This window comes from Asticcacaulis sp. EMRT-3 (genome assembly GCF_030027245.1).
Classification (GTDB): Bacteria; Pseudomonadota; Alphaproteobacteria; order Caulobacterales; family Caulobacteraceae; genus Asticcacaulis.
This window is the reverse complement of record NZ_JASERT010000001.1, coordinates 2,586,608-2,612,997: the sequence shown is the minus strand read 5'-3', so window position 1 is coordinate 2,612,997 and position 26,390 is coordinate 2,586,608. Positions and strand designations below refer to the sequence as shown.

Below are 26,390 nucleotides of genomic sequence, written 5' to 3'. Positions count from 1 at the left end.
TCAGTTCACCTGTTTGTGAACATAGGAGAGGGACTACCATGATCAAGATTTCCGCCAAAATGCTGCTGCCCGTCGCTGCCGCCGTTCTTTGCCTGGGCGCCTCCGCCTGCTCGAAGACCAGCGACACCTCCACCACCACCGAAACCACCACGTCGGAAATGGCCCCCGCCGATACCGGCATGGCTGCGTCCGATACGGCCATGTCTTCGGATACCGGCATGTCAGCCACCACCACGACCACGACGACCACTTCGTCCTCGTCAATGTAAACCCTTATACCAACTTGCGCAGACCAGAACCTTTGCAGGTGCAAGTTGGTATAAGCATTATTCGCAGCTCAAGCGCCGCATGGCTCCTCGCATAAGCTCGGACGGCCAGTCGGCCTTGCCAAGTTGCGATGAGTCAAAGTCATCGCAACTTGGTATTAGAGCGCCGATCTGATAGAATCAGATGGCGCTCTAAAAGGCTTATTCAGCTTCGGCTGTCATCCCTCTCTCCTGCCCCGGTGAGAGGGATTTTTCATGCCCGCTATTCGACGTCAGAGGTCACCTTGGCCAGGGCCTGCTTGGCCTCGTCGGCGGCGCGCTGGCGTTCCCACATTGAGGCATAGAGCCCGTTCTGCCGCATCAGATCATGATGGCGGCCACGCTCGGAAATCACCCCGTCCTTCAGCACCAGAATCTCATCCGCCGCCACCACGGTGGACAGGCGGTGGGCAATCACCAATGTGGTGCGGTTCTTCGACACATCATCGAGCGAGGCCTGAATCTCGCGCTCCGTATGGGTATCAAGCGCCGAAGTCGCCTCATCGAGTATGAGGATCGGCGGTGATTTCAGAAGCGTCCGGGCAATGGCCACGCGCTGCTTTTCGCCCCCCGACAGCTTCAGGCCGCGCTCGCCGACCTCGGTATCATAGCCCTTGGGCAGGGTGGCGATAAAGCCGGAAATCTGGGCGCGGTCGGCGGCGTCCTCGACCTCAGCCCTTGAGGCCCCATAGCGACCATAGGCGATATTGTAGCTGATCGTGTCGTTGAACAGCACCGTATCCTGCGGCACCATGCCGATGGTCTTGCGTAAAGACGCCTGAGAGACGCCGCGAATATCCTGACCGTCGATCTCGATGGAGCCGCCCTTGACGTCGTAAAAGCGAAACAGCAGCCGTGAAATGGTCGATTTACCGGCCCCCGAAGGCCCGACAATCGCCACCGTCTTGCCCGCCGGCACCTCAAACGACACGCCTTTCAGAATTTCGCGGTCGGGATCATAGGAAAACACCACATCCCTGAACTTCACCGCGCCATCGGTGACGATCAGATCCTTCGCATCCGCCGCATCGACCACCTCTTCGGGCTCGTCGAGCAGGTTGAACATGGCTTCCATGTCGATCAGGCCGGTCGAGATTTCGCGGTACAGCGTGCCGATGAAGTTGAGCGGAATGGCCAATTGCATCATGAAGGCATTGGCCAGCACGAAATGGCCGATGGTCTTGGTGCCATGCACGACCTCATAGGCCGACATCAGCATCACCACGGCCATGCCGATGGAAAAGATGATCGCCTGACCGATATTGAGCCAGGCCAGCGAGGTATAGGTCTTGATCGCCGCCTGTTCATACATGCCGGTGGCGCGGTCATAGCGGCCGCGCTCCAGCGCCTCATTGCTGAAATATTTGACCGTTTCGAAATTGAGCAGCGAATCGACCGCCTTCGACATGGCGTCGGAATCAGCCTCATTCATCTCCTTGCGGATCGAGATGCGCATGTTCGAAGCGATAATCGAGAACCAGACATAGACCACCACGGTCACCGCCACCACCACGACATAGATCAGGTCGAACTGCGCCCACAGGCTGATGGCGGTCAGGACAAATTCAAGCACGGTCGGGATGCCGACCATCATGGTCAGGCGGATAATGGTTTCAATGCCCGACTTGCCGCGTTCGATCACCCGTGACAGCCCGCCGGTGCGGCGCTGCAAATGAAAGCGCAGCGAAAGATTATGCAGATGGACAAAGGCGCGGTTGGCCAGGCCCCGCACGGCGTGCTGACCCACCGCAGCGAACATGCCGTCGCGGATATTGTTGAAAATCTGCGAGAACATCCGCGCGACGCCGTAAGCCAGCACCAGGATGATCGGCGACATCATGACGAGTTGCCACCAGCCCACCGGATGCGCACCGTGCGCCCCAAAGGCATTGACCGCCCACTTATAGGCAAACGGCGTGGCCACGGTCAAAAGCTTGCCCACCACCATAGCCAGCAACGCCCACATCACCTGAAGCTTGAGATCCATCCGGCCTTCCGGCCACAGATAGGGCATCAGGAAGGTCAGGGTTTCCGACGCCTTCGCCTTGGGCTTCGGCATAGGCTGGGTCATGACGGATGGCTTGAATCGGGAAGGCGGCTGTGCGGGCGTGGCACTCATTACGGCATATGTCCGGGAAAACGCTTAAGGATGTGCCCCTATATAGGCGCACCCTCAGCTATCGCCAAACATATGTGCGGTAAAATCTCAGGCGATTGCGGAAAATTACTCGGCCGCCGGTTCGCAGGCGCAATCCGGCGTGTGCCCGTGTCCTGTAGAGGCATGGCGGTGCTGACTGCGGTAATTGACCCAGTGGGCGCCCGCAATGGCCAGGGCACCCGTGACGCTCAGCAGGGTTTCAACATTTTCCAGCGCCGGCACGAAGGCCGCCAGAGCCAGCAGGGTCAGGCCCGCCAGGATCAGGCCCACCACAGGCAGTTTGCGCCACGCTCTTGATGTGTGGATGGCGCTCAGGCTGAGCGGCGCGGCGATCAGCACCAGCAAAGGATGCACCCACGGATCATGCGCCAAAGCCCCGGCCAGCGGCAGGACGGCGGCCAGAAGCGGCAGGGCCAGACAATGCACGACACAGAGGCCCGACAGGCCGACCGAGGCGAAATCCAGCCATTTGCTTTTCTTGGGTACGGTGGTCATCGCGCTTTCACTTGTCCGGCTGTGTTCGGAAAGGGCGGACGTTTTGGACGGGGTGTCGGTTTTGCGAAGCATGATGACCACATATGTTATACAGTAACTTTTTGCAAGACAAGATATACAATAACAGGCAAAAAAAGGCTGGCCCGGCCTTCATCGGCTTGAGCCAAACCGTAACCGGACTATATACGGATGACAAAGGAGCCTCATCATGCGCATCGATATCTGGTCTGACGTCGTCTGTCCGTTTTGCTATATCGGCAAGGCTTCGCTCGAACAGGCGCTGAGTGAGGCGGGCGTAAAGGCCGAGATCGTCCATCGCGCCTTTCGCCTGCAACCGGGTGAGGTGCCGCAGCCGGTTGACGACATGCTGGCCCGCAAATACGGCCTGACGGGGGCGGCGGCAGAGGCTCAGCAACAGCGCGTCACCGATATGGCGGCGCAGTTCGGCCTCGATTTCCGTCTGGCCGACACCCTGATCGGTGACACGCTCGATGCCCATAAACTGCTCGTTCTGAGCGCAGAAAAAGGCGTTCAGGACAGGCTTTTGAGCGCACTTTACCGCGCCTATTTCACCGATCATCAAAATATCTTCGACCGCGAAACCCTGCTGGCCATTGGCGCAGAGGCCGGTCTGACCCCAGACGATATACAGGCGGCGCTGACCTCCGCCGAGATAGCGGCGCGCGTCAGCGATGATGAAGCCTTAGCGCGCGCCAATGGCGTACGCGGCGTACCCTTCTTTGTGATTGATGGCCAGTATGCCCTGTCGGGCGCCCAGCCGCCCGCCGCCTTCGCCGACGTTTTCCGCCGCGTGCAACCCGTGGCGGAAGGCCGGGTCTGCGGGCCGGATAACTGCGATCCTGAATAGGCACTTGACGCCCGCGCCTCAGGCTTTAAGTGAGGCGCAAACTCCCCCAATCTGGCCCAATCTGGCCCAATCTGACCCAATCCGAATAGAGCGCGCATGATCCGTCACATCGTTATGTTCAACAGCACGAATCCGGCGAACCGCGACAGCATTTATCGCGGCCTGTCGGTGCTGACCCAGATCCCGCAGGCGCGAATTCTGGAAGTGGCGTTTAACGAAAAGATCGACCAGATCGCCAATGAGATCGACATCGTCGTCTATGGTGAGTTCGACACGCTGGAAGATTTCCGCGCCTACAAGGCCCATCCGCTCTACGAAGAATCGATCCGTCAGGTGCGCCATTTGCGCAATGTGCGCATGGCCGCTGATTACACGATCGAAAACGCCACACGGCAACTGGTCAAGGGCTGAAAGCTGGGCTAGCTTCTTCTCCATAAATATAACGGGAGAAGATCATGCGTCACATCTGGAAAACATCAGCGCTGGCCGCGCTTATTTTGGCCGCCTCCACGGCTGGCGCCCAAACCGTCATCCCGCTGTGGGCCAAGGGTCAGCCCGGCTTTGAATCGCGCCGCGACATTCCCGAACAACATGCCGACTGGTGGTGGCGTTCGATCAATAACCCCTCCCTCACCGTCTATGCGCCTGCGCCCGATAAGAATAGCGGCACGGCGATCATTATCGCGCCCGGTGGCGGCCATGAAAATCTCGTCTTCCATGCCGAAGGTGAACAGCCGGCGCAATATCTGCAAAATCTCGGCGTCACCGCCTTCGCGCTGAAATATGTGCTGGCGCGCGAAAAGGGCTCGCCCTATTCGATTGAGGGCGACGCCAAGGCCGATCTGGTCAGGGCCATCCGCTATGTGCGCGCCCACGCCGCCCAATATGGCATCAACCCGCACCGCATCGGCATTATGGGCTTTTCAGCGGGCGGCGAACTGACCTCGATGGCGGCCTTCAACCCACCCGCTGCCGATCCCAAGGCCCCCGATCCCATCGACCGTATCGACGCGCGCCCCGATTTCCTCATCGAAATCTATCCGGGGCCGCTCGGCCTGCCGCCCTTCGTCGATCACGCGCCGCCGCCCGTCTTCCTGCTCAATGGCTCGGCCGACCGCATGGCGATGGCCGACACCGACGCCATCGAGCGGCTGTATGACGCCTGGCCGGCCGTACCTTTCGAGCGTCACGTCATGGCGGGCATCCCGCACGCCTTCAATATGGGCGACCGCTCCGACCACAAGACGGTGCGCGACTGGCCGCAACGCCTGGCCGACTGGCTGAGCGACATGGGCTGGCTGACCCCCGCCGCCACGACAACTCCGGCGAAATAAAGCCAGCCCTTTACCTCGCTCCCCGTGGCTGTTTATAAACGGTATAACCGGGAGCGAACCATGCCTGAGCTAGACAAACTGCACGATCTCAATGCCACGCCGGCTACGCTGGGGCCACAAAAGCCGTTGTTCGGCGATGAGCGCCAGCTCTTGCGCGTCGCCATCGCGCTATGGCTCGTCTTGCTGGTCTGGAAATTCTCGGTCGGCCTGATCAGCCATGTCATCTGGGAAGAGAGCCATTTCGTCATGTCGGGCCAGTATCTGGCGCTCGGCTATCCCGATATTCCCGCCGGTTTTCCGTGGCTGGCCCGGCTGATCACCACAATTTTCGGCTGGCACATCTGGCCCTTACGGCTGGTGGGGCTGGCCATCGCCATGGCGATTCCGTGGGCGGTTTGGTTCATGGCCACACCCGTCACCAGCCAGCGCAACGCCCTGTGGGCGGCGATCATTTCGATGCTGATCCCCGCCATCAGCCTCAATGGCACCATCTTCTATCCAGAAGGCGCCTTGCAATTGCTGCTGGCCCTGATGCTGGGCTGCATCCTGCGCGGCATGAAGGGAGACGGCCTCAAATGGTGGATATGGGCCGGTGTCTGCGCAGGCATTGGCCAGCTCGTTCATTTTCGCTTTCTGGTGCCGGGTCTGGCCGTCGTGGTCTATATGCTGGCTGATCGGCACGGCCGCACCCTGTGGACACATAAGGGCGTGTGGATTACCGCTGCCATCGGGCTTCTGGGCCTGCTGCCCGCCTTTATTTACAATGCTCAGGAAGGCTGGCCGGCCATTGAGTTCCACGTCATCCGCCGTCCTCACTATGATCCTGATCCGAAACATGTCTTAAGCCTGATCGAAACCCAGTTTGCCATCTGGACGCCGCTCTTTTTCATCGCCATCTGGGGCGCGGTCAAACACGCGCTGTGGCCGAAGCCCGAACGGGACGACAAGGGCGAAAAACTACCGCGTCGGCCCTCCGGCCCGGAAGCCCTGCTGGCCTGGCAGGTGGTGGTGATCTTCCTGTTTTACGCCCTGCAAGCCACGGTCAATAAAAAGGTGATGCCGCACTGGCCCTTCATGGCCGCCATCCCCATGCTGCCTATGGTGCCCGGTGTTCTGATCCGTTTCACCGACAAGGCCCGAACACTAAATGGCCGCCGCCTGCGCGCGGTTCTGATCGCCACCGGCCCTCTGCTGGCCCTGTTGATCGGCGTGGCCGCCACTGGCTATCAGATCCTCTACGACAATTCGGCCAAACTCACGTCGCAGTGGCGCGCTTTCAACATTCTCAAAAACGAAGACTGGACCCTGCTCGAACCTGCCCTGCATAAGGCACTGGTGCGGACCAGGGTTCGCTTTGGCGGCACACCCGTCATCGCCACCAATGGCCATATTGCCGCCGTCCACCTCGAATTTCCAGCCGATCATCAAAAAGGCCGTCGCGTCTATACGCTCGGCGACCCCTATGATGATGTCAGCATGTTTTCGGTGGCGCGCCACGACTGGCACCTCGACCGTCAGGCCCTGATGACCGATCATGCTGGCGGCGGCGTGGTGCTGGCTCTGCTGGAGCCATCCTACATCTATCACGAACCCGAACAGACGGCGCTCTATACTCAGCTCTGCAAGGATTTCGACGCCATCGAGCCGGAAGGTATCACGGCGCTACCGCCCTATCGCACGGCCATCGATTTCTTCACCGCCCGTGTGCGCACCTCCCCGCTCAGTGATGCCGAGGTCGATAGCAAGCCCTGCCCGCTGGTGCCGCAGCTCTATATCGCCCACCCAACGCGGGGCGATTTCATCTCACATGATAATACAAGCCAGCTTTACGGCATGGCCGCCGATCCGAAGGGTGTGACCGCCGTTGATATATTGCTTGATGGCAAGGTGGTGGCCCACGCCCATTACGGCATCGACGAAAAGAGCCATCCCGCGCCGAACCTGCTGAAATATGACCCGAACTGGCCCCGGCTGCAATATACCTACAGCTTCCCGAAAGGCTCATTGAAGGTCGGCACCCACACGCTTTCAGCCCGCGCCACCCGCTCAGACGGCACCACCTTTGAGGCCGATCCGCGCGTGCTGTACGTGGAGTGAATGAAATTGTTGAAATTTGCGGAAAGATTCGCGTCAGGGTGAGTCGAGAATGGCTGTTTTTGAGAACCGGAGCGCAGCGTACTCAAGTACGTGAGCACCGGAAGCGCAAAAAGCGGCCATTCGCAGGCCGCCCTCACGCGAATCTGCCGCAAATTTAGCCGAAACGGCCCCCAATATACTCACCCGTCTTATCGACCTTGGGCTTGACGAACAGTTCTTCGGTCGGGCCGAATTCGATCATCTTGCCTAAGAACATGAAGCCCGTATAGTCGGACAGGCGCGCCGCCTGTTGCAGATTGTGGGTGACGATGACGATGGTGTAATCGTGCTTCAGTTCTTCGAGCGTATCTTCCAGCTTGGCGGTCGAGATCGGATCGAGCGCCGAGGCCGGTTCGTCGAGCAGCAGGATTTCGGGATTGACCGCAATGCCGCGCGCCACGCACAGGCGCTGTTGCTGGCCGCCGGACAGGCCAAGGCCCGACTTGTGCAGCTTGTCCTTGACCTCATCCCACAGGGCGGCCTTGCGTAAGGAGGTTTCAACCAGTTCGTCCATCTCGGACTTGGATTTCGACTGGTGCAGGCGTACGCCGAAAGCCACATTGTCATAGATCGACATCGGGAACGGCGTCGGCTTCTGGAACACCATGCCGACGCGGGCGCGCAAGGCCGGCACATCCATCTTGGGCGACAGGATGTTTTCGCCATCGAACAGGATTTCGCCCTCGGCGCGCTGGCCGGGATAGAGATCATAGATGCGGTTGATCGTGCGCAGAAGCGTGGACTTGCCGCAGCCCGAAGGCCCGATCAGGGCGGTGATGGCGTTGCGCTTCACCGGCAGATCGACACCGAACAGGGCCTGATGCGCGCCGTAAAAGAAGTCGAGCTTCCTGGTTTCGAGCACGAGGCTGTCGGCCGGCGGCGGAACGATCACACTCTTGAAATCGGGGGATGTCGTGTCGGTCATGCGTTTTCTCGGTCAGGAGCCAGATGGAGTGAGATTAGTGAGATTGCTTTTCGCGGGCGAGCCAGCGCCCGATGATGTTGACGACCAGCACGGCCACGGCCACCAGCAGGGCAGCGGCCCAGGCCAGCCTGTTCCAGTCGGAATAGGGGCTGAGCGCCATATTGAACATCACCACCGGCAGAGACGACATCGGATGCGCCATATTGCCTTCAAAGAACTGGTTGTTCAGCGCGGTAAACAGAAGCGGTGCCGTTTCGCCGGAAATGCGCGCAAAGCCGAGCAGGCCGCCGGTCAGCAGGCCAGCGCCCGCCGCCTTCCAGATGATCTTGCGGATCGTGGTGAATTGCGAGGAACCGAGCGCCATGCCGGCTTCGCGCAACGCATTGGGTTGCAGGTTGAGAATGTCTTCGGTGGTGCGCGTCACGATCGGCGTGGCCAGGATCGACAGGGCCACAGCCCCCGCCCAACCGGAAAAGCCATGCAGCGGCTTGACCATCAGCTCATAGACGAACAGGCCGATCAGGATCGAAGGCGCTGACAGCAAAACATCGTTGAGAAAGCGCACAGCGTGGCCGTAAGGGGTGTCGCCGCCGATTTCGGCCAGCCATGTCCCGGCCAGCACGCCGACGACCAGGGCGATGATCATGCCGACGCCGCACATCAGGATCGAGCCATAGATGGCGTTGCGTAAGCCCCCCTCCGAGCCCGGCGCGGGCGTATCCATCGTGAAGATTTGCAGGTTCATGCCGCCCAGCCCCTCCTTGAACAGGGAGTACAGGATCAGGCCCAGGGCCGCCAGCGAGATCAGGGTGGCGATCACGCACAGGCTGACGAAGACGGTGTTGGCGGCCTTGCGGCGAAAAGCGCGGTTCATGGTCAGCGCTCCTAATAACGCTGGTTCGACAACAGCGCGCGCGCCGCCGCCAGAACCGCGAAGGTGATGAGAAACAGCACGAAGCCCAGCGCCATCAGCGCCGAAGTGTGCATTTCGGTGGTGGCTTCGGCGAATTCATTGGCAATGGTCGAGGCGAGCGTGGCGCTCGAATCGAACAGCGATTTCGGGAAGCGGTGCGAATTGCCGATGATGAAGGTGACGGCCATGGTTTCGCCAAGTGCCCGGCCAAGTCCCAGCATGATCACGCCGATCATGCCCTTTTGCACATAGGGGATGATGACCGAGGTGGTCACCTCAAACGGCGTGGCCCCCACCCCGAAGGCGGCTTCGCGCACCTGCGGCGGGATCGAGCGGAACAGCTCACGAAACACAGCCGCCATATAGGGCAGGATCATGATGGCCAGGATGATCGAGGCGGTCAGGACATTGGCGCCATTGGGAATGCCGGTGGTCAGCTTATCGAGCAGCGAGCCGGGCTTGGCCGCCATCATCAGCGGCACCTGCACATGATTGGCGAAGAAGGGGGCGAAGACGAACAGGCCCCACATGCCGTAAACAATGGAGGGAATGCCCGCCAGCAGTTCCACCGCCGTGGACAGAGGTTGAGCCAGGGCACGCGGGCAGAACTGGGTCAGGTACACCGCAACCCCGACCGCAATCGGCAAGGCAAACACCAGCGCCAGGGCTGAGGAGATGATTGTGCCGACAATCGGCCCGGCAGCGCCATATTGCTCAGTAACCGGATTCCAGGTCGAATGGATGAAAAAGCCGAAACCGAATTTTGACAGGGCCGGCCAGCCGCCGACGAGCAGCGAGCCGATAATGCCCGCCAGCACGGCCAGCAACAGGGTGGCCGCCCCGAAAGACACCCAGCGGAAGATGGGATCAGTGGGGTCGAGGCGCGGGCCTGATGCCTGGGACGTGGCGGATGCGGTGGCGGGTGTTTCAGCGGACATGAGCGTGTCTGTTCCCGGTTGGTCTTGCGGCTTTCAGCCTATACCCACCGCACAGGACGGATACAAGCTTGGTGGTGGTCATTGTCTCTGGACATGCAGACAGGGCGAGGCCAAAAAACCGACCTCGCCCCGCGTTTTCAGCGTATCAGCGCAGGCTTACTTGTTGGGAGACACGTAAACCGGCTTGCCGCCCGACTGGATTTGCGAAGCCCATTGCTTGCGGATCAGCGTCTTCACCGAGGCCGGCAGCGGCACATAGAACAGGTCATTGGCGTTCGTGTCGCCGTTCTTGAAGCCGTAATCGAAGAACTTCAGCACACCGGCCACCTTGGCAGCATCAGCAGCGTTCGGGGCCTTGTGCACCAGGGCGAAGGTAGCACCGGAGATCGGCCAGGCATTTTTGCCCGGTTGATTGACGATCATCAGATAATTGCCCGGAGCGTGCGCCCAGTCGGCACCGGCGGTAGCGGCCTTGAAATTCTCAGCGGTCGGCTGCGGCCAGGTAGCGTCATGCGAAGCAACCAGAGCGAAGTTGATGTGGGTTTGCTGGACGTAGGAATATTCGACGAAACCGATCGAGCCAACCGTACCACGCACGAGCGCCGCAACACCGTCGGAACCCTTGCCGCCAACGCCCACCGGCCATTCAACCGAGTCGTTCGCGCCAACCTTGGCTTTCCAGTCCGCCGAGGCAACCGACAGATAGGTGGTGAAGATGAAGGTCGTGCCGGAACCATCCGAACGGTGAACAACGGTGATCGGCAGGTTCGGCAGGGCCAGACCGGCATTGAACCTGGCGATGGCCGGGTCATTCCACTTGGTGATCTTGCCCTGATAGATGTCGGCCAGGGTCTGGCCCGACAGCTTCAGCTTGCCGGAAGGAATGCCCGGAACATTGATGGCCGGAACCACGCCGCCAACGGCGGTCGGGAACTGATAGAGGCCGTTCTGAGCGAGAACATCTTCGGTCAGCGGCTTGTCGGTGCCGCCGAAATCAACCGTATTGGCTTCGATCTGCTTGATGCCGCCGCCGGAACCGATGGCCTGATAGTTGAGGTTGGAACCCGTGGTCGCCTTATAGCCTTCCGCCCACTTGGCGTAGAGCGGCGCGGCGAAGGTGGAGCCGGCACCCGAAATCGTGCCAGCAGCCGTTGCGGTCGAAGCGACCGGAGCGATAATCAGTGCGGCAACCGCCGCAACCGTCAGAAACTTGAACATTCCCCATCTCCTTAGGAATTTTGCGGACCCCGTGTGATCCTGAGAATGGGGTTACCTGTCTTTTGTAACACCTATATGACAGCGCCGTTAAAGATTGTGACACCGTGAAAAAACCTATTTTTTTCAGAAAAAATCGCCATTTCTCATCATAAATGACACAGAAAAAGGCCGCCGCGACATGCGCGACGGCCTTCTTTGACGACATCCTTCGCCCGAAGGCGACGGATTTTAGTATTGCATTTGCGACCAGATGCCGACTTCGTCGGTCACGGTCTTGACGCCCGTCGAGGACAGCTCGTCGTGCTTCAGCATCAGGGCGAAGCTGACATTCTTGAAGGCGGCATAGGTGACGCCGACATTGTAATACTTGTCTTCGCGCGACGACACGGTCGTCTTGTTCGGCTTCACGTCGTCATAGCGGGCGACCAGGCCATAAACCGGGTTCAACTGATAATTGCCGAACACCGACCAGCCGTCGGCCTTGTCTTCCGGCGCGCCCTTGATGATGGCGGCGGAATAGTCATTGGCCGAGAAATATTCGACGCCCACACGGGCGACATCATTATGCCAGGCACCGATGGCATTGAAGCGATTAGCCGTGTTCGGCGTCGCCACCCCATAAACCGTGCCGAGCTTGCCGGTATAACCACCGATGGCGAAATCCCACTGGGGCAGCTTGGCGCTCAGACGGCCTTCAACATCCACGCTCTTGGCGCGGGCCGTGTTCTTGTAGCCATTGCCGTTCACAGCCGAGATGGCGTAGGAGAAGATCGGGCCGAGCTTGCCGTTCGCGTGGACGCCCCAGTCGGCCGAGGTGCCGACATGCGCCTTGTCGGACAGGGTGTTTTCAATATAGCGGTAGCCGTAAATGCCTTCGGCATAGGGGATCCACGGCATGTCGGTCGAGCCGATGCGCACATCCAGGGCCGGTGAGAACTTGCCTTCGACATAGGCCTTCTTGATATAGACCGAATCGAGATTGCCGCTATTGGTGTTGACGGTCGTGAAATCGGTGGTGACGTTGACGGCCCAGATATTGTCGAACTTGTGGTCGATGCCGATGTAGAAGCGCTTCACGTCCGTGCCGAAACCGCTGGCCGGCTGCTTGACATCGTTGGTCTTGACGGACAGGTCGGTCACGTCGGCATAGATGCGGCCGGAAACCGTGGTGTTGTCAGCCCAGCTCTGAGCATTGGCACCGGCGGCGGCGGTCATCATGAGGGCGCCTATTGCGGTGCCGAGGATGAGGGAGGTTTTCATGGAGAGACCCTTGTTTGGACGTCTGGAAATAGTCTGGCCTCGAACAGCGAAGGCCACGTCAGGCGCTATAGGGTCGGCGCATGACGCTTGCGTGTAGGTTCGACGACAGTTGTGTGACAGCGGCCCCACCAGAGCCCTATTCGTGTCCGGGCGATAACAGGTGCGTTAAAAAAGGCACACCCCTTGACGCTGCGGAAGCAGGCTGAGCCCGACCCGTCCGACTTTTATGCCGCCTATATAAGCGCCGATGTAACCCGATCAGCGGCAGCGGCGTATAAGAAGCAGACAGCCAATAAGGAGCCCGTCACATGATACGCCGTGATTTTCTTTCGATGATCAGCCTGGGGGTTCTCGGCACCGCCATTGCCGGAAGCGGCGGCGGCACCTCCGCCAGTGCCGAAACCATCGCCCCGCTTAATCTTTCCGACGCCGAATGGAAGAAGCGCTTATCCCCGCTCAGCTATGAGGTGCTGCGCCACGAGGCCACCGAGCGGCCCTTTTCCAGCCCGCTGCTCAATGAACACCGCAAAGGCGTCTTCGCCTGCCTCGGCTGCGACCTGCCCCTGTTCAATTCCGATACCAAATATGATTCCGGCACCGGCTGGCCCAGCTTTTTCCGCGCCATACCCGGCCATCTGAACATGAAGGCCGATTTCAAGATCGTGGTCGAGCGCACCGAATATCACTGCGCACGCTGCGGCGGCCATCAGGGCCATCTGTTCGATGACGGCCCGCCCCCCACCGGCAAGCGCTACTGCAATAATGGCGCGGCCCTGCAATTCCACCCTGCTTGATAGCTCAGACGCCGCATGGCTCGCCGCATAAGCGGCGACGGCCAGTCGGCCTTGCCAGATGCAATGCACAGAATCATCGCATCTGGAGATAAGGAATCTGCCATGTTCAAAAAATCGATTTTCGCCGCCGCTGCGGCCTTGATGCTCAGCACAACGGCCCTGACCGCCCAGGCCGCCAGCCAGGTGGCCGTCTTCGCCGGCGGCTGTTTCTGGAGTATGCAAAAGGCCTTCGACCATGTGGCCGGCGTCACCAATACGCGCGCGGGCTTCATGGGCGGCCACGTTAAAAATCCGACCTATGAAGAGGTGGTGACGGAAACCACCGGCCATGTCGAGGCGGTGGAAGTGACTTACGATCCCGATAAGGTGACCTATCAGCAATTGCTCGATACCTTCTGGCACCATACCGACCCGACCAACCCCGATGGCGTCATCTGTGATTTCGGCTCCAGCTATCGTACGGCCATCTTCACCTATAATAATGACCAGTACAAACAGGCCGTCGCTTCCAAAGCCGCCGTGGGCCAGCAACTGAACAAGCCTATCGCCACATTGATCGTCAAATCGACGGCGACCGGTCTGCCCTTCTATCCGGCCTCTGACTATCACCAGCATTTCTGGAAGACCCACGCCGCCCATTATGAGGCCTATTACCAAGGCTGCGGACGCGGCCCGGCCCTGCATAAGCTCTGGGGCAATCTGGCCGACTAGGAAACAAAAGATACCCCTCCGTCGGCTTTCGCCGACACCTCCCCATGCCTTTGGCACAGGGAGGAGGGTGACATGCGGCACATCCCTCCTCCCTGTCAAGCAAAGCGAAGACGGGGAGGTGGCGAGCAAGCGAAGCGCGTCGAGACGCAAGCGGTCATTTCCGAAGCCGCGCTTTTTGAATTTTATGATTTTTCTTATAAATATAACGCCTCTCGAATTCTAATCTCTTGTCGCAAGATCGTTTCTGATTGAAACGCGCAAATTTTGCTTGCATATGCGCAACTCCACGCATTATTGATCATACCCATCGTCTTTTTTGGTATGACCTTAGTGCGTGGAGCCTGTCTTGAAGCTTTTATCCCGCCTGCCCATCGCCGCCATCCTCCTCTGCACGGGCATGGCCACAGCCGCCCATGCCGAGCGCGCCTCCACCGTGGTCGCCTCGCCGCGTCAGTCGTTCGATTTCGATCAGAACTGGAAGATGCACACCGGCGATGATCCGGCGGCGTCCGGCACGACCTATGACGATAAGGGCTGGCAGGCCGTCACCCTGCCGCACGCCTTCAATGAAGAAGAAGCGTTCGCGCGCGACATCCACAAGCTGTCGACCGGCATCACCTGGTATCGCAAAACCTTCCGCCTGCCGAAAGGCACGCACGCCGACCATGCTTTTCTCGAATTTCAGGGCGTGCGTCAGGCCGCCGAGGTCTGGGTCAATGGCGTTGAAGTGGGTTTAAGCGAAAATGGCGTCATGGCCTTTGGTTTCGACATCACGAAAGCCCTGAAACCGGGCGACAATGTCGTGGCCGTGCGCGTTGACAGCAACTGGAAATACCGCGAGCGTGCCACCCACACGCCGTTCCAGTGGAGCGACATGAACTTCTACGCCAATTATGGCGGCATTAATAAGCCGGCGCGTCTGCATCTGACCGGTGATGTGTACCAGACCCTGCCGCTCTATTCCAATCTCGGCACGACCGGCGCCTATATCTGGGCCGATGGCTTCGATATTGCGGGCGCAAGCGCCACTATTCATGCCGAGACGGAGGTCCATGCCGATCAGGCGATGAATGTGACCTATCAGGCGATGGTGCGCGATCTTGACGGCAAGCTGGTGGCCACGATCGACGGCGGCGGCGCAGCGCTGAAGGCGGGCGAAACGACGACCTTAAGCGCCGAAGCGAAGATCGGCGGCCTCCATTTCTGGAGCTGGGGTTACGGCTATCTCTATACCGTCACCACCGTGCTGAAGGACGAGTCCGGCCACGTCATCGACGCCGTGGACACAAAAACCGGCTTCCGCAAAACCACCTTCGCGCACGGCATGTTTTCGCTCAATGACCGCGTTTTGCACCTGAAAGGCTATGCCCAGCGCACCACCGACGAATGGCCCGCCGTCGGCATTTCGGTGCCGCCGTGGATCAGCGATTTTTCCGACAGCCTGATCACCCACGATAATGGCAATCTGGTGCGCTGGATGCACGTTACGCCCTCGAAGCAACAGGTCGAATCGGCCGACCGTCTGGGGCTTCTGACCAATATGCCGGCGGGTGATTCCGAAGGCGACCCCAAGGATCGCCGCTGGCAGCAGCGCGTTGAGCTGATGCGCGACGCCATCATCTATAACCGCAACGACCCGTCGATCATCTTTTATGAGAGCGGCAATAAGACGATTACCGAAGACCATATGGCGCAGATGAAGGCGGTACGCGACCTCTATGATCCGCACGGTGGCCGCGCCATTGGGGCGCGCGAAATGCTTGATTCCAAAATCGCCGAATATGGCGGCGAAATGCTCTATATCAACAAAAGCGCGGGTAAGCCCCTGTGGGCGCATGAATATTCACGCGATGAAGCGGCGCGCGCCTATGAGGACGACTGGACGCCGCCCTTCCATAAAGATGCGCCCGACTATAACCGCAATAACGATTCGATGGCGGTCGAGGACGTTAAACGCTGGTGGGACTATTACCAGCAGCGCCCCGGCTCAGGTGATCGCGTCAATGCGGGTGGCGTCAAGATCGGCTTTACCGACAGCAATTCGCACTTTCGTGGCGATAATAATTACCGCCGCTCCGGCGTACTCGACGCCGTGCGCCTGCCGAAAGACGCCTGGTACGCCGACCGCGTCATGTGGGGCGGCTGGGTCAATTCGGATGAGCCCGCCACCTACATTATCGGCCACTGGACCTATGCGGCGGGCACGGTCAAGCCGGTCTATGTCGTGGCGAATGGCGAGAGTGTCGAACTGTTCCTCAATGGAAAATCGCTCGGCAAGGGTGAACGCAGCTCAGGCTTTTTGTTCACCTTCCCTGAGGTGCATTATGCGCCGGGCGAGCTGAAGGCCGTCACCACCTATAAGGATGGAAAAAACTCCGAATATAGCTTAAAAACCGCAGGCGCGCCCGCCGCCATCCGCCTGACGCCGCATGATGGCCCGCGTGGTCTGGTGGCCGATGGCGACGACCTGATGCTGGTCGATGTCGAGGTGATCGACAAGAACGGCCAGCGCGTGCCGACCGCCTTTACGCCGATCCATTTTCACCTGACCGGCGCCGCCATCTGGAAAGGCGGCATCGCCCAGAGCGAAGGGCCGTACGATCCGGCCAAAAAGGACGCCACAAACGATGTGCTGGCCACCACCTTACCGGTGGAACTGGGCGTCAACCGCGTCCTGATCCGCGCCACCACGAAGGCGGGCCATGTCCATCTGACCGCCACCGCCGACGGGCTGAAACCGGCGGCGCTCGACACGCAAAGTCACGCGCTCACCGACTTCGGCACGGTGAGCGATGGGCTTTCGACCGTCTTTGCCGGAGACTATCAGCCGTCCGATCTGTCGCGCGGGCCGACGCCGCTGACGCCCTCTTACCAGCCCTTTCAATGGACTGTGCCTGTGGCGGCCATCATCGCCGGTTCCAATCAGAGCGATGCGGGCGACAGCCATGACGATAATGAAAGAACCGCCTGGTCGAGCGATGGCACGCCCGCCAATGCCTGGATCGAATATGATTTCGCCAGACCTGAGGCCGTGTCGCTTCTGTCGCTGAAACTGACCGGCTGGCGCTTACGCTCCTATCCGATCCGCGTCACGCTCGATGGCAAGGTGGTGTTTGAGGGCGTCACGCCGAAATCGCTCGGCTATGTCAATCTGCCGCTGACCCCCGCCACCGGCCAGCATCTGCGTATCACACTGACCGGCCCGACCGAAGACCGCGATGCCTTCGGCAAGATCGTTGAGCTGAAGGATAATAAAGAAGCCGCCAGCGTTGGGGCCGACAAGGTGGCGGCGGGCTGGCGTCTAAGCGTGGTCGAGGCCGATATTCTGAAAACCGTGCCCTAGCAGCCTTTCCAACACGAAAGACACGAAAAGGATTAAAACCACGGAAAACACTGATCCTGGCCTTCGGCCATGACACGGATAACATGACATGGATAAAAAGGGCTTATGCTATCCATCCGTGACGCCGCGAAGCGGCGATCCGTGTTTTCCGTGGTTAATCTTAAATAGTGGGCAATCAGCCCCAGCTTTCGCTGAAGCCCTTGCGCTTGCCGACGATCAGTTCTTTCGGCGCCTCGATCTGGGGCTTGGGCTTGCCGAAATGATAGCCCTGGCCGAAGGTGATGCCCATATCCTGGCACAGCCTGGCCATGTCTTCGTCCTCGACCATTTCGGCCACGGTTTCCGAGCGCAGCTCACGCGCCAGCGAAACGACCGAGCGGATCAGGGCGCGCTGGCGCGGATTATCACGCGCCTCCATCAGAAACGGGCCGTCGATCTTAACGAAATCGACATCGAAACGGCGCAGGTAAGCATAGGTGGCCGCGCCCGAACCGAAATCGTCGAGACAGACCTGATAGCCCGTTCGGCGCAGCCAGCGCAGGAAATTGCCCGCCGTTTCCATATCGTCGATGGCCGAGGACTCGGTCAGCTCAAACAGAAGCCGCGTGGAAAGCTGCGGAAACGGCAGCAGCAACAGGCGCAGATTTTCACGGAACAGATCGTTCTGCACCGACTGGCCCGACAGGTTGATCGCCACCTTGATGTCGCTGCGCAGATTGAGCATATCGACGGCTTTTTTCGCCACGGCCAGATCGAAATCCTGCACAAGGCCAAGCTGTTCGCTCATGCGGATCGTATCGAAAGGCGAACGCCCGTCGGCAAAGCGCAGCAGACCTTCGTAATGATGCACGCTGCGATCACAGAGTTGCACCACCGGCTGATAGTAAAGCGTATAGGTGCCGGAATCGATCAGGGACTTGATCGAATCGAACTGGCCGACCGTGGCCGCCATCGCCGCCTGCAAGCCGCCTTCGAGATCGCTGATCGGGCTGCGTTCGGGGCGGCAGAAATCGCTCAAGACGTAATTCAGCGCCCGCGCGATGCTGTCAGGATCGAGATTGCCGACCGACAGTTCGAGATTCATCACCGAGGTCTTCAGGCTGCCGGCGGGCAGGCCGGCGGCGCGCGCAGCGGCATCGATGTCGTGCGACAGGACTTCGGGGCTGGCAGCGGCCCCGGCGGGCGATGGCAGATAGCTGAAGTCCTCTTCCGACAGGCGGGCCGCCGCCATGCCGCTCAAGGATTGCGCCCGCAACACCGCGCCGATTTCAGATACCAGCATGGAGGCTTTGGCGGCGGGCATTTCGCGGATGGCGCGTGACAGACCGCTGACGCGCACCATCTTCATGCTTCCCGGCATGGCCGGGCCACCGCGTTGCAGGGTCTTTTCAGCAAAGGCTTCGAAGGTGGCGCTGTCGAACAGGCCCGATACCGGATCGCGGCCGTCGCTGTTGATGACAACCGCGTCCGACAAAACCGTCAGGCTGAGAAAGGAATGGCCGTCCTGTCCCGACAGATGGCAGGCCCCCAGATTCACCAGCAGCGGCGGCTGGTCTTTCTGATCGAGGTGCAGGGCGCAGGGCTCGATGCGACCCGCGGTGATGACGCGCTCCAGCAAGCGGCGGGCAAAATGGCGGTCAGCGATGGTGAAAACCTGACAGACATCGCGCCCCACCACCTCGGCAGCGACACCGCTCAACAGGGCCTGGGTCGCGCCGATGGTGCGAACAATGCGGAAATTCCTATCCACCTCGATCAGCAGATCCGCCGCCGCCAGAGAAAAGGCAATATAGCGGTCACGCTGATGTTTCAGGTCTTCGGTCAAGACAGGTTTTCCCCGGCAGTCTCTTTGGACATTGACCATCACAATACAGCCAAGGTCTTAAGAATTGGCGAAATGCGGCGGTACGCCTTAGCTCAGACCAAGCTTCATATCCTGCAACAGGGCGCGCAGATATTCACGGTTGATCCGGTCTGCATCGACGGGTGCCGACCGGATGATGGGTGCCGCAGCCTGTGCCGCAGCCTGGCGCGGCAGATAGGCCGGGCCGCGCATCAGCGGCGCTTCCGCTTGAGCGTGTTTTGGCTCCGTCAGAACGGGATCAGGCGCGAGATGACGCGGACGGGCAGGTTTCGTATCGGCCCAGATGAGCGGAATTTCAAACCAGACATGGGTGCCTTCACCCGGCTGGGCATGGATGCCAATATGGCCGTCGAGCAGTTCCACAATCGTGCGCGCCACCGACAGGCCTAATCCGGCCCCGGCCATGTGGCCATTGAGCCGACTTTGCGCCTCGGTTTCGCTCATGCCCGGCCCGGAATCGCGCACCGACACATGCAAGCGCGTTTCCATCGCGCCATTGACAGGGTTTTCGGCCTGTACCTGGCTGGCCGTCACGCTGATCACCCCGCCGCGCGTGAACTGGCAGGCATTGCCGATCAGATTTTGCAGCACCTGTTCCAGCCGCATCACGTCGAGCCGCGCCTGTGTCCGGTTGAAATCGACAAAATGCAGGTTGAGGCGGGTGTCAAAAGCGCGGGCGCGGGCGACAAACGGCTCGACCGCCGCCTGGATCACCTCGGCCACATGCACAGGTGGTTCGCCCGGATCACCGGCTTCGACGCTTTCACCGATCAGATCCTGTAAAGCCTCTGCCGAAGCGCGCAAGCCTTCGCTATAGGCGGCCACATCCGGATGCTCGGCCTGAGCCGCTTCAAGAATCCCTTTCAGCGGATGGCGCAGTTCCTGGGTAAAGCGCATCAGCGGTTCGTCGTGCGGCAGGGAAGCCTTGTCCTGAACCGCCGGGGCGTCCGCCTGTTCACCGGCCGCGCAGACCACGGCGCATATCCGGGCGGGCAGGCCACCGGCCACATCATATTCGACGCCGCCGCGTGTGCGCAAAAGGCGCGGGTTTTCGCCGCCAACATCCAGCGTGAAATCGAAATCGGCCCCGTCGGCTACGGCGCGCTGCACATGGTTAACCACTTCTTGCGCCGCCGCGCCGAAAATATCGAAATGGCTGGCCAGACTGGGCATGAAGCTGTCGCGGTCACGGCCATATAACGCATAGAGCCCGTCTGACCAGTGAAGCTGGCGGCTGGCCAGATCGATCGTCCAGTAACCGAAATGGGTCAGGGTGGCGGCGCGGTCGAGGCGTGCGGTCTGGGCCGCCAGCGCCGCCTGCAACATCTCGCGGTCGCGCGCGCTCTCGGCGGCGGTCATCAGGACGGCGGCAATATCGGCCACGGCGGACAGCAGGGCCTGACGGCGCGCATCGAAATCGTGACGCGGCGCATCGCCAAACACCGACAACAGGCCGATGACATGACCTTCATTCAGCAATGGCGCATCGGCATAAAAGCGCACGCCCTGCGCTTTGAGCACCACGGGTTCGAGAAAGAAGCGGCTGTCGCGCGCGGCATCGGCCACGCATAAGCCTTCGGACAGATTGCGGTCGTCGCTAAAGGCCAGATGATCGGGCAGGCCCGCCGCCATGCCTGCCGCGCCGATGGTGATTAGGCGCTCGCCCTCATACAGTTTGAGCACCGCGCCGGGCAGGTCGAAAATGGCCATGGCCAACTGGCAGACGGAGGCGGCCAGCTTGGAATCGTCGGGGGACTGGGTCATGGCGGATCGTCTCGATTACCGGCTTGATTCGCAAGACGTTAACCAAAAAGATTTACATTTTGGTAAAGATTATGAACGCGCAGGTTCCGCCGCACGACCATAATAGGTCATGAAAACATCGATGGCCCGGTCAATATGGTGGTGCAGGGTTTGCGCTTCGGGTGCCGGACACAGATTGAGCAGACGCTTGAAGTGGATGTCGCCGAACAGCAGACTTTTCAGAATACCGGCGGCCTCGTCAACATCGGGCGCTTCGATCTGCCCCCTGTCATGGGCGGTTTGCAGAAGCTGCCTGAGCGTTTTCTTGCCGCTCGTCTCGATGGCGTCGTGGAACAGCTTCGGCAGGTCGGGATTGCGCGGGCTTTCCTCGATGATGAGCTGCATGGTGCGGTTGCCCCAGTCCGACAGGATCAGGCTCATCATCTCCTGCCCCATAGTGGTCAGGGACTGGCGCAGGTCATTGGTGCCGATATGGGCCTGAAAGATGGCCGCCATATCCTGGCAGCCTTCGCGGATAATCGCCGAAAACAGCTCTTCCTTGCTGTTGAAATAGGCGTACAGTGTCGCCTTCGAGCCACCGAGGCGGCTGGAGATCATCGACATGCTGGCGCCGGCATAGCCAACCTCGAAAAAAACGCTTCGGGCGACCTGAATAATCCGCTCGCGCCGCTGGTCTTTAAAGCTGGCTGTATCACGAGAGGCTGTGTTGAGCATTTCCATAAAAATTTGTACCATACTGTACAGTTAGTGCTTGACTTGAAAACCATCCTAGCGCAGATATTCCGAACTGTACAGTACGGTTCACCTTTTTGTGTATATCAGGGCTATCTCCCCCATGTCCTCCCCTATCACGTCCCTGTCCGTCAAGCCCTTAAATATCAAGGCTTTCGCGGCGGTCAGCGTCCTGGCCCTGCTCAGCGCCTGCGCCAGTGTGCCGCAGTCCACGACGATGACGCCGCTCAAGGCTTCCGACCTCGCCGCCAGCCAGAGCCTGGCTGGTCAGGCCGGGGCGCAATGGCCCGCACAAAACTGGTGGACGGGCTTTAACGACCCGCAGATCGACGCCCTGATGCAGGAAGCCTTCGCCCATTCGCCCGATCTTCAGGCGGCGCAGGCGCGCATCGAAAAGGCCGAGGCCCAGAGCGCCCAGATCAAGGCCGCCACCCAGGCCGATGCCAGCTTTAACATCACCGACTCGGTCACCAAACAATCCATCAATATGGGTACGCCGTCATCGGTCAGCTTCGGCAGCGCCTCGTTCGATCCGCGCGAAATCCTGCCGCAGGGCTACCAGAACCTGACGCGCGTCTCGCTCGATGCCAATTACGATCTCGACTTCTGGGGCAAGAGCCGCGCCGCCATTAAGGGGGCGGGCCGCGCCGCCGAAGCCGCGCAGGTTGATGCCACAGCCGCCCGCCAGACCCTGGCTGCCACCATCGCCCAGGCCTATGTCGAGCTTGACCGCCTCTATGCGGCCCAAGACCAGCTCAGCGCCATGAAACAGGCGGCCGACGACAAGCTCAGCCTCAATCAGGCCCTGGCCGATCACCAGCTCATCACCAAAGACGCCGTCCTGGCCGTTCAGGATCAGCAGGCGCAACTGACGGGCCGCATTGCCGCCACCGATGGCGCGATACGTGGCCAGAAAAACCTGCTCGCCGCTCTGGTGGGCGCAGGCCCCGACCGCGGCCTGTCGATCACGCGCCCGCATCTGGCACCTGTGGATGTCAATACCCTGCCGGAAAACGTGACGCTTGATCTGCTCGGTCGTCGCGCCGATGTGGTGGCGGCACGCCTGCGTGTCGAGGCCCAGAGCGCCGGTATCAAATATGCCCGCGCCGACTTCTATCCCAATGTCAAACTGTCGGCCTACTGGGGTGTGCAGGCCCTGTCGCGCGGCGGTTTCGACCAGTTGTTCCAGGATGGCTCCGACATCGGCGGCATTGGGCCGGCCTTCAGCCTGCCCCTGTTCCATCAAAGCCGCCTCAAGGCCGAATACCGGGGCTATGAGGCCGATTACGATGCGGCTGTAGCGTCTTACGACCAGACCCTGACCAAGGCCTTCCAGCAGGTGGCCGACGCCGCTTCATCCACCGATTCGACGCGCGACCAGATTGCCGCCGCGCAAATCCGCCGTGACGGAGCCCGCCAGACCCTCGATCTGGTGCAGGCGCGCTTCCAGCACGGTCTGGCCACGAAGATGGATCTGGATACCGCCCGCATCAATCTGGCTTCCGCCGACAGCGCCTATGCCGATCTTCAGGCCCAGGCCTATAATGACCGCATCCGCTTCATCGCCGCGCTTGGCGGCGGTTTCCAGCCTGAATAATTGACACGTTTCGTTTATACGCCCCGTTTATAAGCCAAGTTTACACACAAAGTTCAAGCACATGACCGATCAAACCTCCCCCGATTCGTCTCCCGCCCCCGCCCCTGCGCCTGCCGCCGCCTCCAAATCGCGCGGCCCGCTGTTCATGATCTTCGGCGCCATCATCGTCGTGGCGGTTCTGCTGTGGGGCGGCTATGAGCTGCTCTTCGGCGGCAAGACGGTGTCCACCGACAATGCCTATGTCAATGCCTCGTCGGCCAATGTTACGGCCCAGATCACCGCCCCTGTCATCACCGCCAATATCTACGACACCAAGCCGGTGAAAAAGGGCGATGTGCTGGTGGTGCTTGACAATACCGACACCAAGCTGGCCCTCGCCCAGGCGCAGGCCCAGCTCGATCAGGTGACGCGCCAGGTTTCGACCTATTACGCCAATGACGCCACCTTGCAGGCCCAGGCCAACGCCGCCAATGCGCAGGTAGCCGCCGCCCAGGCGGCCCTCGTCAAGGCGCAGAAGGCCTATGATGACCGCAAGACGCTCGTCTCCATCGGCGCTGTCACCGGCGAAGACCTGGCCTCGGCCAAGGCCGCGCTTGGTCAGGCCACCGCCGCGCTCAACAGTGCCAGGGCGCAGGCCGCCGCCGCGCAAGGCAGCCGCGCCTCCAATGACGCCCTGATCTCCAATGTCAGCGTCGGCCAGAACCCGCAGGTCGTGGCCGCCGAGGTCAAGGTGCAACAGGCGCAGGTCGATCTCGACCGCACCGTCATCCGCGCGCCGATTGATGGCGTGATCGCCAAGAACACGGTCGAGGTTGGCCAGCGCGTCGAGGCCGGGTCGCCCCTGATGGAGGTGGTGCCGATCCAGAACGCCTATGTCAACGCCAACTTCAAGGAAGTGCAGCTCAAGAAGGTGCAGATCGGCCAGCCCGTGGTCATGACCGCCGATGTCTATGGCGGCTCGGTCAAGTTCCACGGCAAGGTGATCGGCCTGTCGGGCGGCACCGGTTCGGCCTTCTCGGTCATTCCGGCTCAGAATGCCACGGGCAACTGGATCAAGGTCGTGCAACGCCTGCCGGTGCGCATCTCGCTCGATCCGAAGGAACTGCAACAGCATCCTTTGCGCGTCGGCATGAGCATGAACGCCAAGATCGACGTCTCCGGCGTTAAGTAAGCCTGCCTGCCGGAATGTCGCCCGCGCGGCGTTCCGGTTTCGTTTATCGCTTTTCCGATTTGCAGCCCGCTTTTTTCAGAAGGACTGGACCCATGTCTGGTGCTACGAACCCTGACGCCCCGGCTTTGACCTCAACGGGTAATGTGCAGTTACAGGGCCTGACCCTGTGGATGTGCGGAATCCTGCTGGCCCTCGCCAATTTTGTCGCCATCCTCGATACCTCCATCGCCAATGTGTCCGTACCCAATATCGCCGGGGCGCTGGGGGTTTCGACCTCACAGGGCACATGGGTCATCACCTCCTATGCCGTGGCCGAGGCCATTGCCGTGCCGCTCACCGGCTGGCTGGCGGCGCGTTTCGGCACGGTGCGCACCTTTTCGGTGGCCCTGATCGGCTTCGGCATTTCCTCGCTGATGTGCGGTCTGTCGCCCAACTTCCATATTCTGGTCTTCGCCCGTATCATTCAGGGCTTCTGCGGCGGGCCCCTGATGCCTTTGTCGCAAACCCTGCTGCTGACCATCTTTCCGAAGAAGCTCCAGCCCGCCGCTATGGCCATCTGGGCCATCACCACCCTGCTCGGCCCCATCGCCGGGCCGGTTCTGGGCGGCACCCTGTGCGATAATCTCGGCTGGGGGTCGATCTTCCTTGTCAATGTGCCCATCGCCATCGGGGCGGGCTTTCTGGTCTGGCGCGTCCTGTTCAGCCAGGAAACCAAGACCGTCAAGGCGCGCGTCGATACGGTGGGTCTGGGCCTGCTCGTCCTGTGGGTGGGCGCGCTGCAAATCATGCTCGACCTCGGCAAGGACCGCGACTGGTTCGCCTCGCCGCTGATCGTCGGTCTGGCCATCACCGCGCTTTTGGGCTTCATTGCCTTCGTCATCTGGGAATTGACCGATTCCAACCCGATCGTCGATCTGCGCATCTTCCGCTATCGCGGCTTTACCCTGGCGATGGTGTGTCTGGCCCTGATGATCGGTTCTTTCTTCGCCATCAATGTGATTGCACCGCTATGGATGCAGACCAATCTCGGCTGGACCGCCACCTCGGCGGGCAATGCTACCGGCCTGATCGGTATTCTCGCCATCGTCGCCGCGCCGATTGCCTCGCAACTGACGGCCAAGGTCGATCCGCGCCGCCTGATCTTCTTCGGCGTCATGTGGCTGGCCCTCATCACCTTCATGCGCAGCCATGCCGATACCGGCATGTCCTATAGCGAAATCGCCATCTGGATCTTCCTGGCCGGGGCCGGTATGCCCTTCTTCTTCATGCCTTTGATCGCCATTTCGATGGGGGCGGTCAAACCTGAGGAAACCGCCTCGGCATCGGGTCTGCAAAACTTCATCCGCAGCATGGCGGGCGCAGTGGCCACCTCCTTCGTCACCACCGCCTGGTCGAACGCCTCCAACGCCACCCATACCAAGCTGGCCCCGCTGATTGACCTGTCCAACCTGCCCGCCGCCTTGCAAAACGGCAGCGCCTCGGCCCTGGCCTCGGTCGATCAGTTGCTGCAAACCCAGTCGGTGATGATCGCCACCAACCAGATATTCATGGGCGCGGCCATCGTCTTCGTCTTTTGCGCCTTCCTGGCCTGGACCCTGCCCAAGCCCAGCGGGCCGGTCGATCTGTCGAGCGTGCACTGATGACGCGAAGCGTCATCAGTTTCTCTTTTACGTTCAAACGCCACTGAGGCTTTTCCTCGCAAAAGCTCGGCCGGGCACTTGCCCTTGCCTCACCGCAAGCGGTTCGGAAAATCTAGAATAATTGCGCTTTAAGGCGGTTCCGTTTCCCCCTCGGAGCCGCCTCTTTTTTTGGCGCTGTCACCTACTTGCTGAACGCGGTTTTTTAAAACCACGAAAGACACGGC

The 26,390-nt window shown here is 60.5% G+C and carries 21 protein-coding genes; 11 read left to right on the top strand and 10 right to left on the bottom strand.

Translation table 11 applies throughout. The features are described from left to right. Positions 1–38 precede the first annotated feature (38 nt). The gene (locus QB905_RS12270) at positions 39–269 is read left to right on the top strand and encodes a hypothetical protein (protein WP_282975308.1); all 231 of its coding nucleotides are present in this window, start codon (positions 39–41) and stop codon (positions 267–269) included. 259 nt (positions 270–528) lie between these two features. Here QB905_RS12270 and QB905_RS12265 read toward each other — a convergent pair whose 3' ends face one another. Next, positions 529–2,376 carry an ABCB family ABC transporter ATP-binding protein/permease gene (locus QB905_RS12265; protein ID WP_282975307.1) on the bottom strand — a complete coding sequence of 616 codons (1,848 nt, stop codon included), beginning with the start codon at positions 2,374–2,376 and terminating at the stop codon, positions 529–531. A 153-nt stretch (positions 2,377–2,529) separates the two neighbouring features. Then, positions 2,530–2,958, bottom strand: a complete 429-nt coding sequence (locus QB905_RS12260) for a MerC domain-containing protein (RefSeq protein ID WP_282975306.1) — start codon at positions 2,956–2,958, stop codon at positions 2,530–2,532. Between the two features lie 208 nt (positions 2,959–3,166). On the opposite strand from QB905_RS12260, the gene QB905_RS12255 reads away from it, so the two are divergent. From QB905_RS12255 to QB905_RS12240, 4 genes are all read left to right on the top strand, one after another. Next, positions 3,167–3,826: a DsbA family oxidoreductase gene (locus QB905_RS12255; RefSeq protein WP_282975305.1), complete on the top strand. Its 660-nt coding sequence runs from the start codon at positions 3,167–3,169 to the stop codon at positions 3,824–3,826. A 96-nt stretch (positions 3,827–3,922) separates the two neighbouring features. Further along, the gene (locus QB905_RS12250) at positions 3,923–4,237 is read left to right on the top strand and encodes a Dabb family protein (RefSeq protein ID WP_282975304.1); all 315 of its coding nucleotides are present in this window, start codon (positions 3,923–3,925) and stop codon (positions 4,235–4,237) included. A gap of 44 nt (positions 4,238–4,281) precedes the next feature. Then, positions 4,282–5,160 carry an alpha/beta hydrolase gene (locus QB905_RS12245; protein ID WP_282975303.1) on the top strand — a complete coding sequence of 293 codons (879 nt, stop codon included), beginning with the start codon at positions 4,282–4,284 and terminating at the stop codon, positions 5,158–5,160. 60 nt (positions 5,161–5,220) lie between these two features. Next, on the top strand, positions 5,221–7,257 hold the full coding sequence (locus tag QB905_RS12240; protein ID WP_282975302.1) for an ArnT family glycosyltransferase: 2,037 nt from the start codon (positions 5,221–5,223) through the stop codon (positions 7,255–7,257). Positions 7,258–7,411: 154 nt separating this feature from the next. Here QB905_RS12240 and pstB read toward each other — a convergent pair whose 3' ends face one another. The 5 genes from pstB to QB905_RS12215 form a co-directional block, all read right to left on the bottom strand. Beyond that, a complete protein-coding gene (pstB, locus tag QB905_RS12235; protein WP_282975301.1) occupies positions 7,412–8,221 on the bottom strand; it encodes a phosphate ABC transporter ATP-binding protein PstB in 810 nt (269 codons plus the stop codon). Between the two features lie 34 nt (positions 8,222–8,255). Then, positions 8,256–9,095: a phosphate ABC transporter permease PstA gene (pstA, locus tag QB905_RS12230; RefSeq protein WP_282975300.1), complete on the bottom strand. Its 840-nt coding sequence runs from the start codon at positions 9,093–9,095 to the stop codon at positions 8,256–8,258. 11 nt (positions 9,096–9,106) lie between these two features. Beyond that, the gene (pstC, locus tag QB905_RS12225) at positions 9,107–10,072 is read right to left on the bottom strand and encodes a phosphate ABC transporter permease subunit PstC (RefSeq protein WP_282975299.1); all 966 of its coding nucleotides are present in this window, start codon (positions 10,070–10,072) and stop codon (positions 9,107–9,109) included. 156 nt (positions 10,073–10,228) lie between these two features. Next, on the bottom strand, positions 10,229–11,290 hold the full coding sequence (gene pstS / locus QB905_RS12220) for a phosphate ABC transporter substrate-binding protein PstS (RefSeq protein WP_282975298.1): 1,062 nt from the start codon (positions 11,288–11,290) through the stop codon (positions 10,229–10,231). A 228-nt stretch (positions 11,291–11,518) separates the two neighbouring features. Beyond that, complete coding sequence (locus QB905_RS12215) at positions 11,519–12,550, bottom strand: porin (protein WP_282975297.1); 1,032 nt, start codon at positions 12,548–12,550, stop codon at positions 11,519–11,521. Positions 12,551–12,858: 308 nt separating this feature from the next. Here QB905_RS12215 and msrB point away from each other — a divergent pair, with 308 nt between their 5' ends. From msrB to QB905_RS12200, 3 genes are all read left to right on the top strand, one after another. After that, positions 12,859–13,344, top strand: a complete 486-nt coding sequence (gene msrB, locus QB905_RS12210; RefSeq protein WP_282975296.1) for a peptide-methionine (R)-S-oxide reductase MsrB — start codon at positions 12,859–12,861, stop codon at positions 13,342–13,344. Positions 13,345–13,446: 102 nt separating this feature from the next. Next, complete coding sequence (gene msrA / locus QB905_RS12205) at positions 13,447–14,055, top strand: peptide-methionine (S)-S-oxide reductase MsrA (RefSeq protein ID WP_282975295.1); 609 nt, start codon at positions 13,447–13,449, stop codon at positions 14,053–14,055. A gap of 346 nt (positions 14,056–14,401) precedes the next feature. Beyond that, entirely contained in the window at positions 14,402–17,398 is a 2,997-nt protein-coding gene (locus tag QB905_RS12200) for a sugar-binding domain-containing protein (protein WP_282975294.1), read from the top strand. Between the two features lie 175 nt (positions 17,399–17,573). On the opposite strand, the gene QB905_RS12195 is transcribed toward QB905_RS12200, so the two are convergent. The 3 genes from QB905_RS12195 to QB905_RS12185 all read right to left on the bottom strand — a co-directional run bounded on the left by QB905_RS12195 (position 17,574) and on the right by QB905_RS12185 (position 21,740). Beyond that, positions 17,574–19,223: an EAL domain-containing protein gene (locus tag QB905_RS12195; protein WP_282975293.1), complete on the bottom strand. Its 1,650-nt coding sequence runs from the start codon at positions 19,221–19,223 to the stop codon at positions 17,574–17,576. A gap of 87 nt (positions 19,224–19,310) precedes the next feature. Then, on the bottom strand, positions 19,311–21,026 hold the full coding sequence (locus QB905_RS12190) for a sensor histidine kinase (protein ID WP_282975292.1): 1,716 nt from the start codon (positions 21,024–21,026) through the stop codon (positions 19,311–19,313). A 69-nt stretch (positions 21,027–21,095) separates the two neighbouring features. Continuing rightward, positions 21,096–21,740: a TetR/AcrR family transcriptional regulator gene (locus QB905_RS12185; RefSeq protein WP_282975635.1), complete on the bottom strand. Its 645-nt coding sequence runs from the start codon at positions 21,738–21,740 to the stop codon at positions 21,096–21,098. A gap of 121 nt (positions 21,741–21,861) precedes the next feature. On the opposite strand from QB905_RS12185, the gene QB905_RS12180 reads away from it, so the two are divergent. The 3 genes from QB905_RS12180 to QB905_RS12170 all read left to right on the top strand — a co-directional run bounded on the left by QB905_RS12180 (position 21,862) and on the right by QB905_RS12170 (position 26,166). Then, on the top strand, positions 21,862–23,355 hold the full coding sequence (locus tag QB905_RS12180; RefSeq protein WP_282975291.1) for an efflux transporter outer membrane subunit: 1,494 nt from the start codon (positions 21,862–21,864) through the stop codon (positions 23,353–23,355). Between the two features lie 61 nt (positions 23,356–23,416). Beyond that, positions 23,417–24,526 carry an HlyD family secretion protein gene (locus QB905_RS12175; protein WP_282975290.1) on the top strand — a complete coding sequence of 370 codons (1,110 nt, stop codon included), beginning with the start codon at positions 23,417–23,419 and terminating at the stop codon, positions 24,524–24,526. Positions 24,527–24,618: 92 nt separating this feature from the next. Continuing rightward, a complete protein-coding gene (locus QB905_RS12170; RefSeq protein WP_282975289.1) occupies positions 24,619–26,166 on the top strand; it encodes a DHA2 family efflux MFS transporter permease subunit in 1,548 nt (515 codons plus the stop codon). The last annotated feature ends 224 nt before the right edge of the window (positions 26,167–26,390 follow it).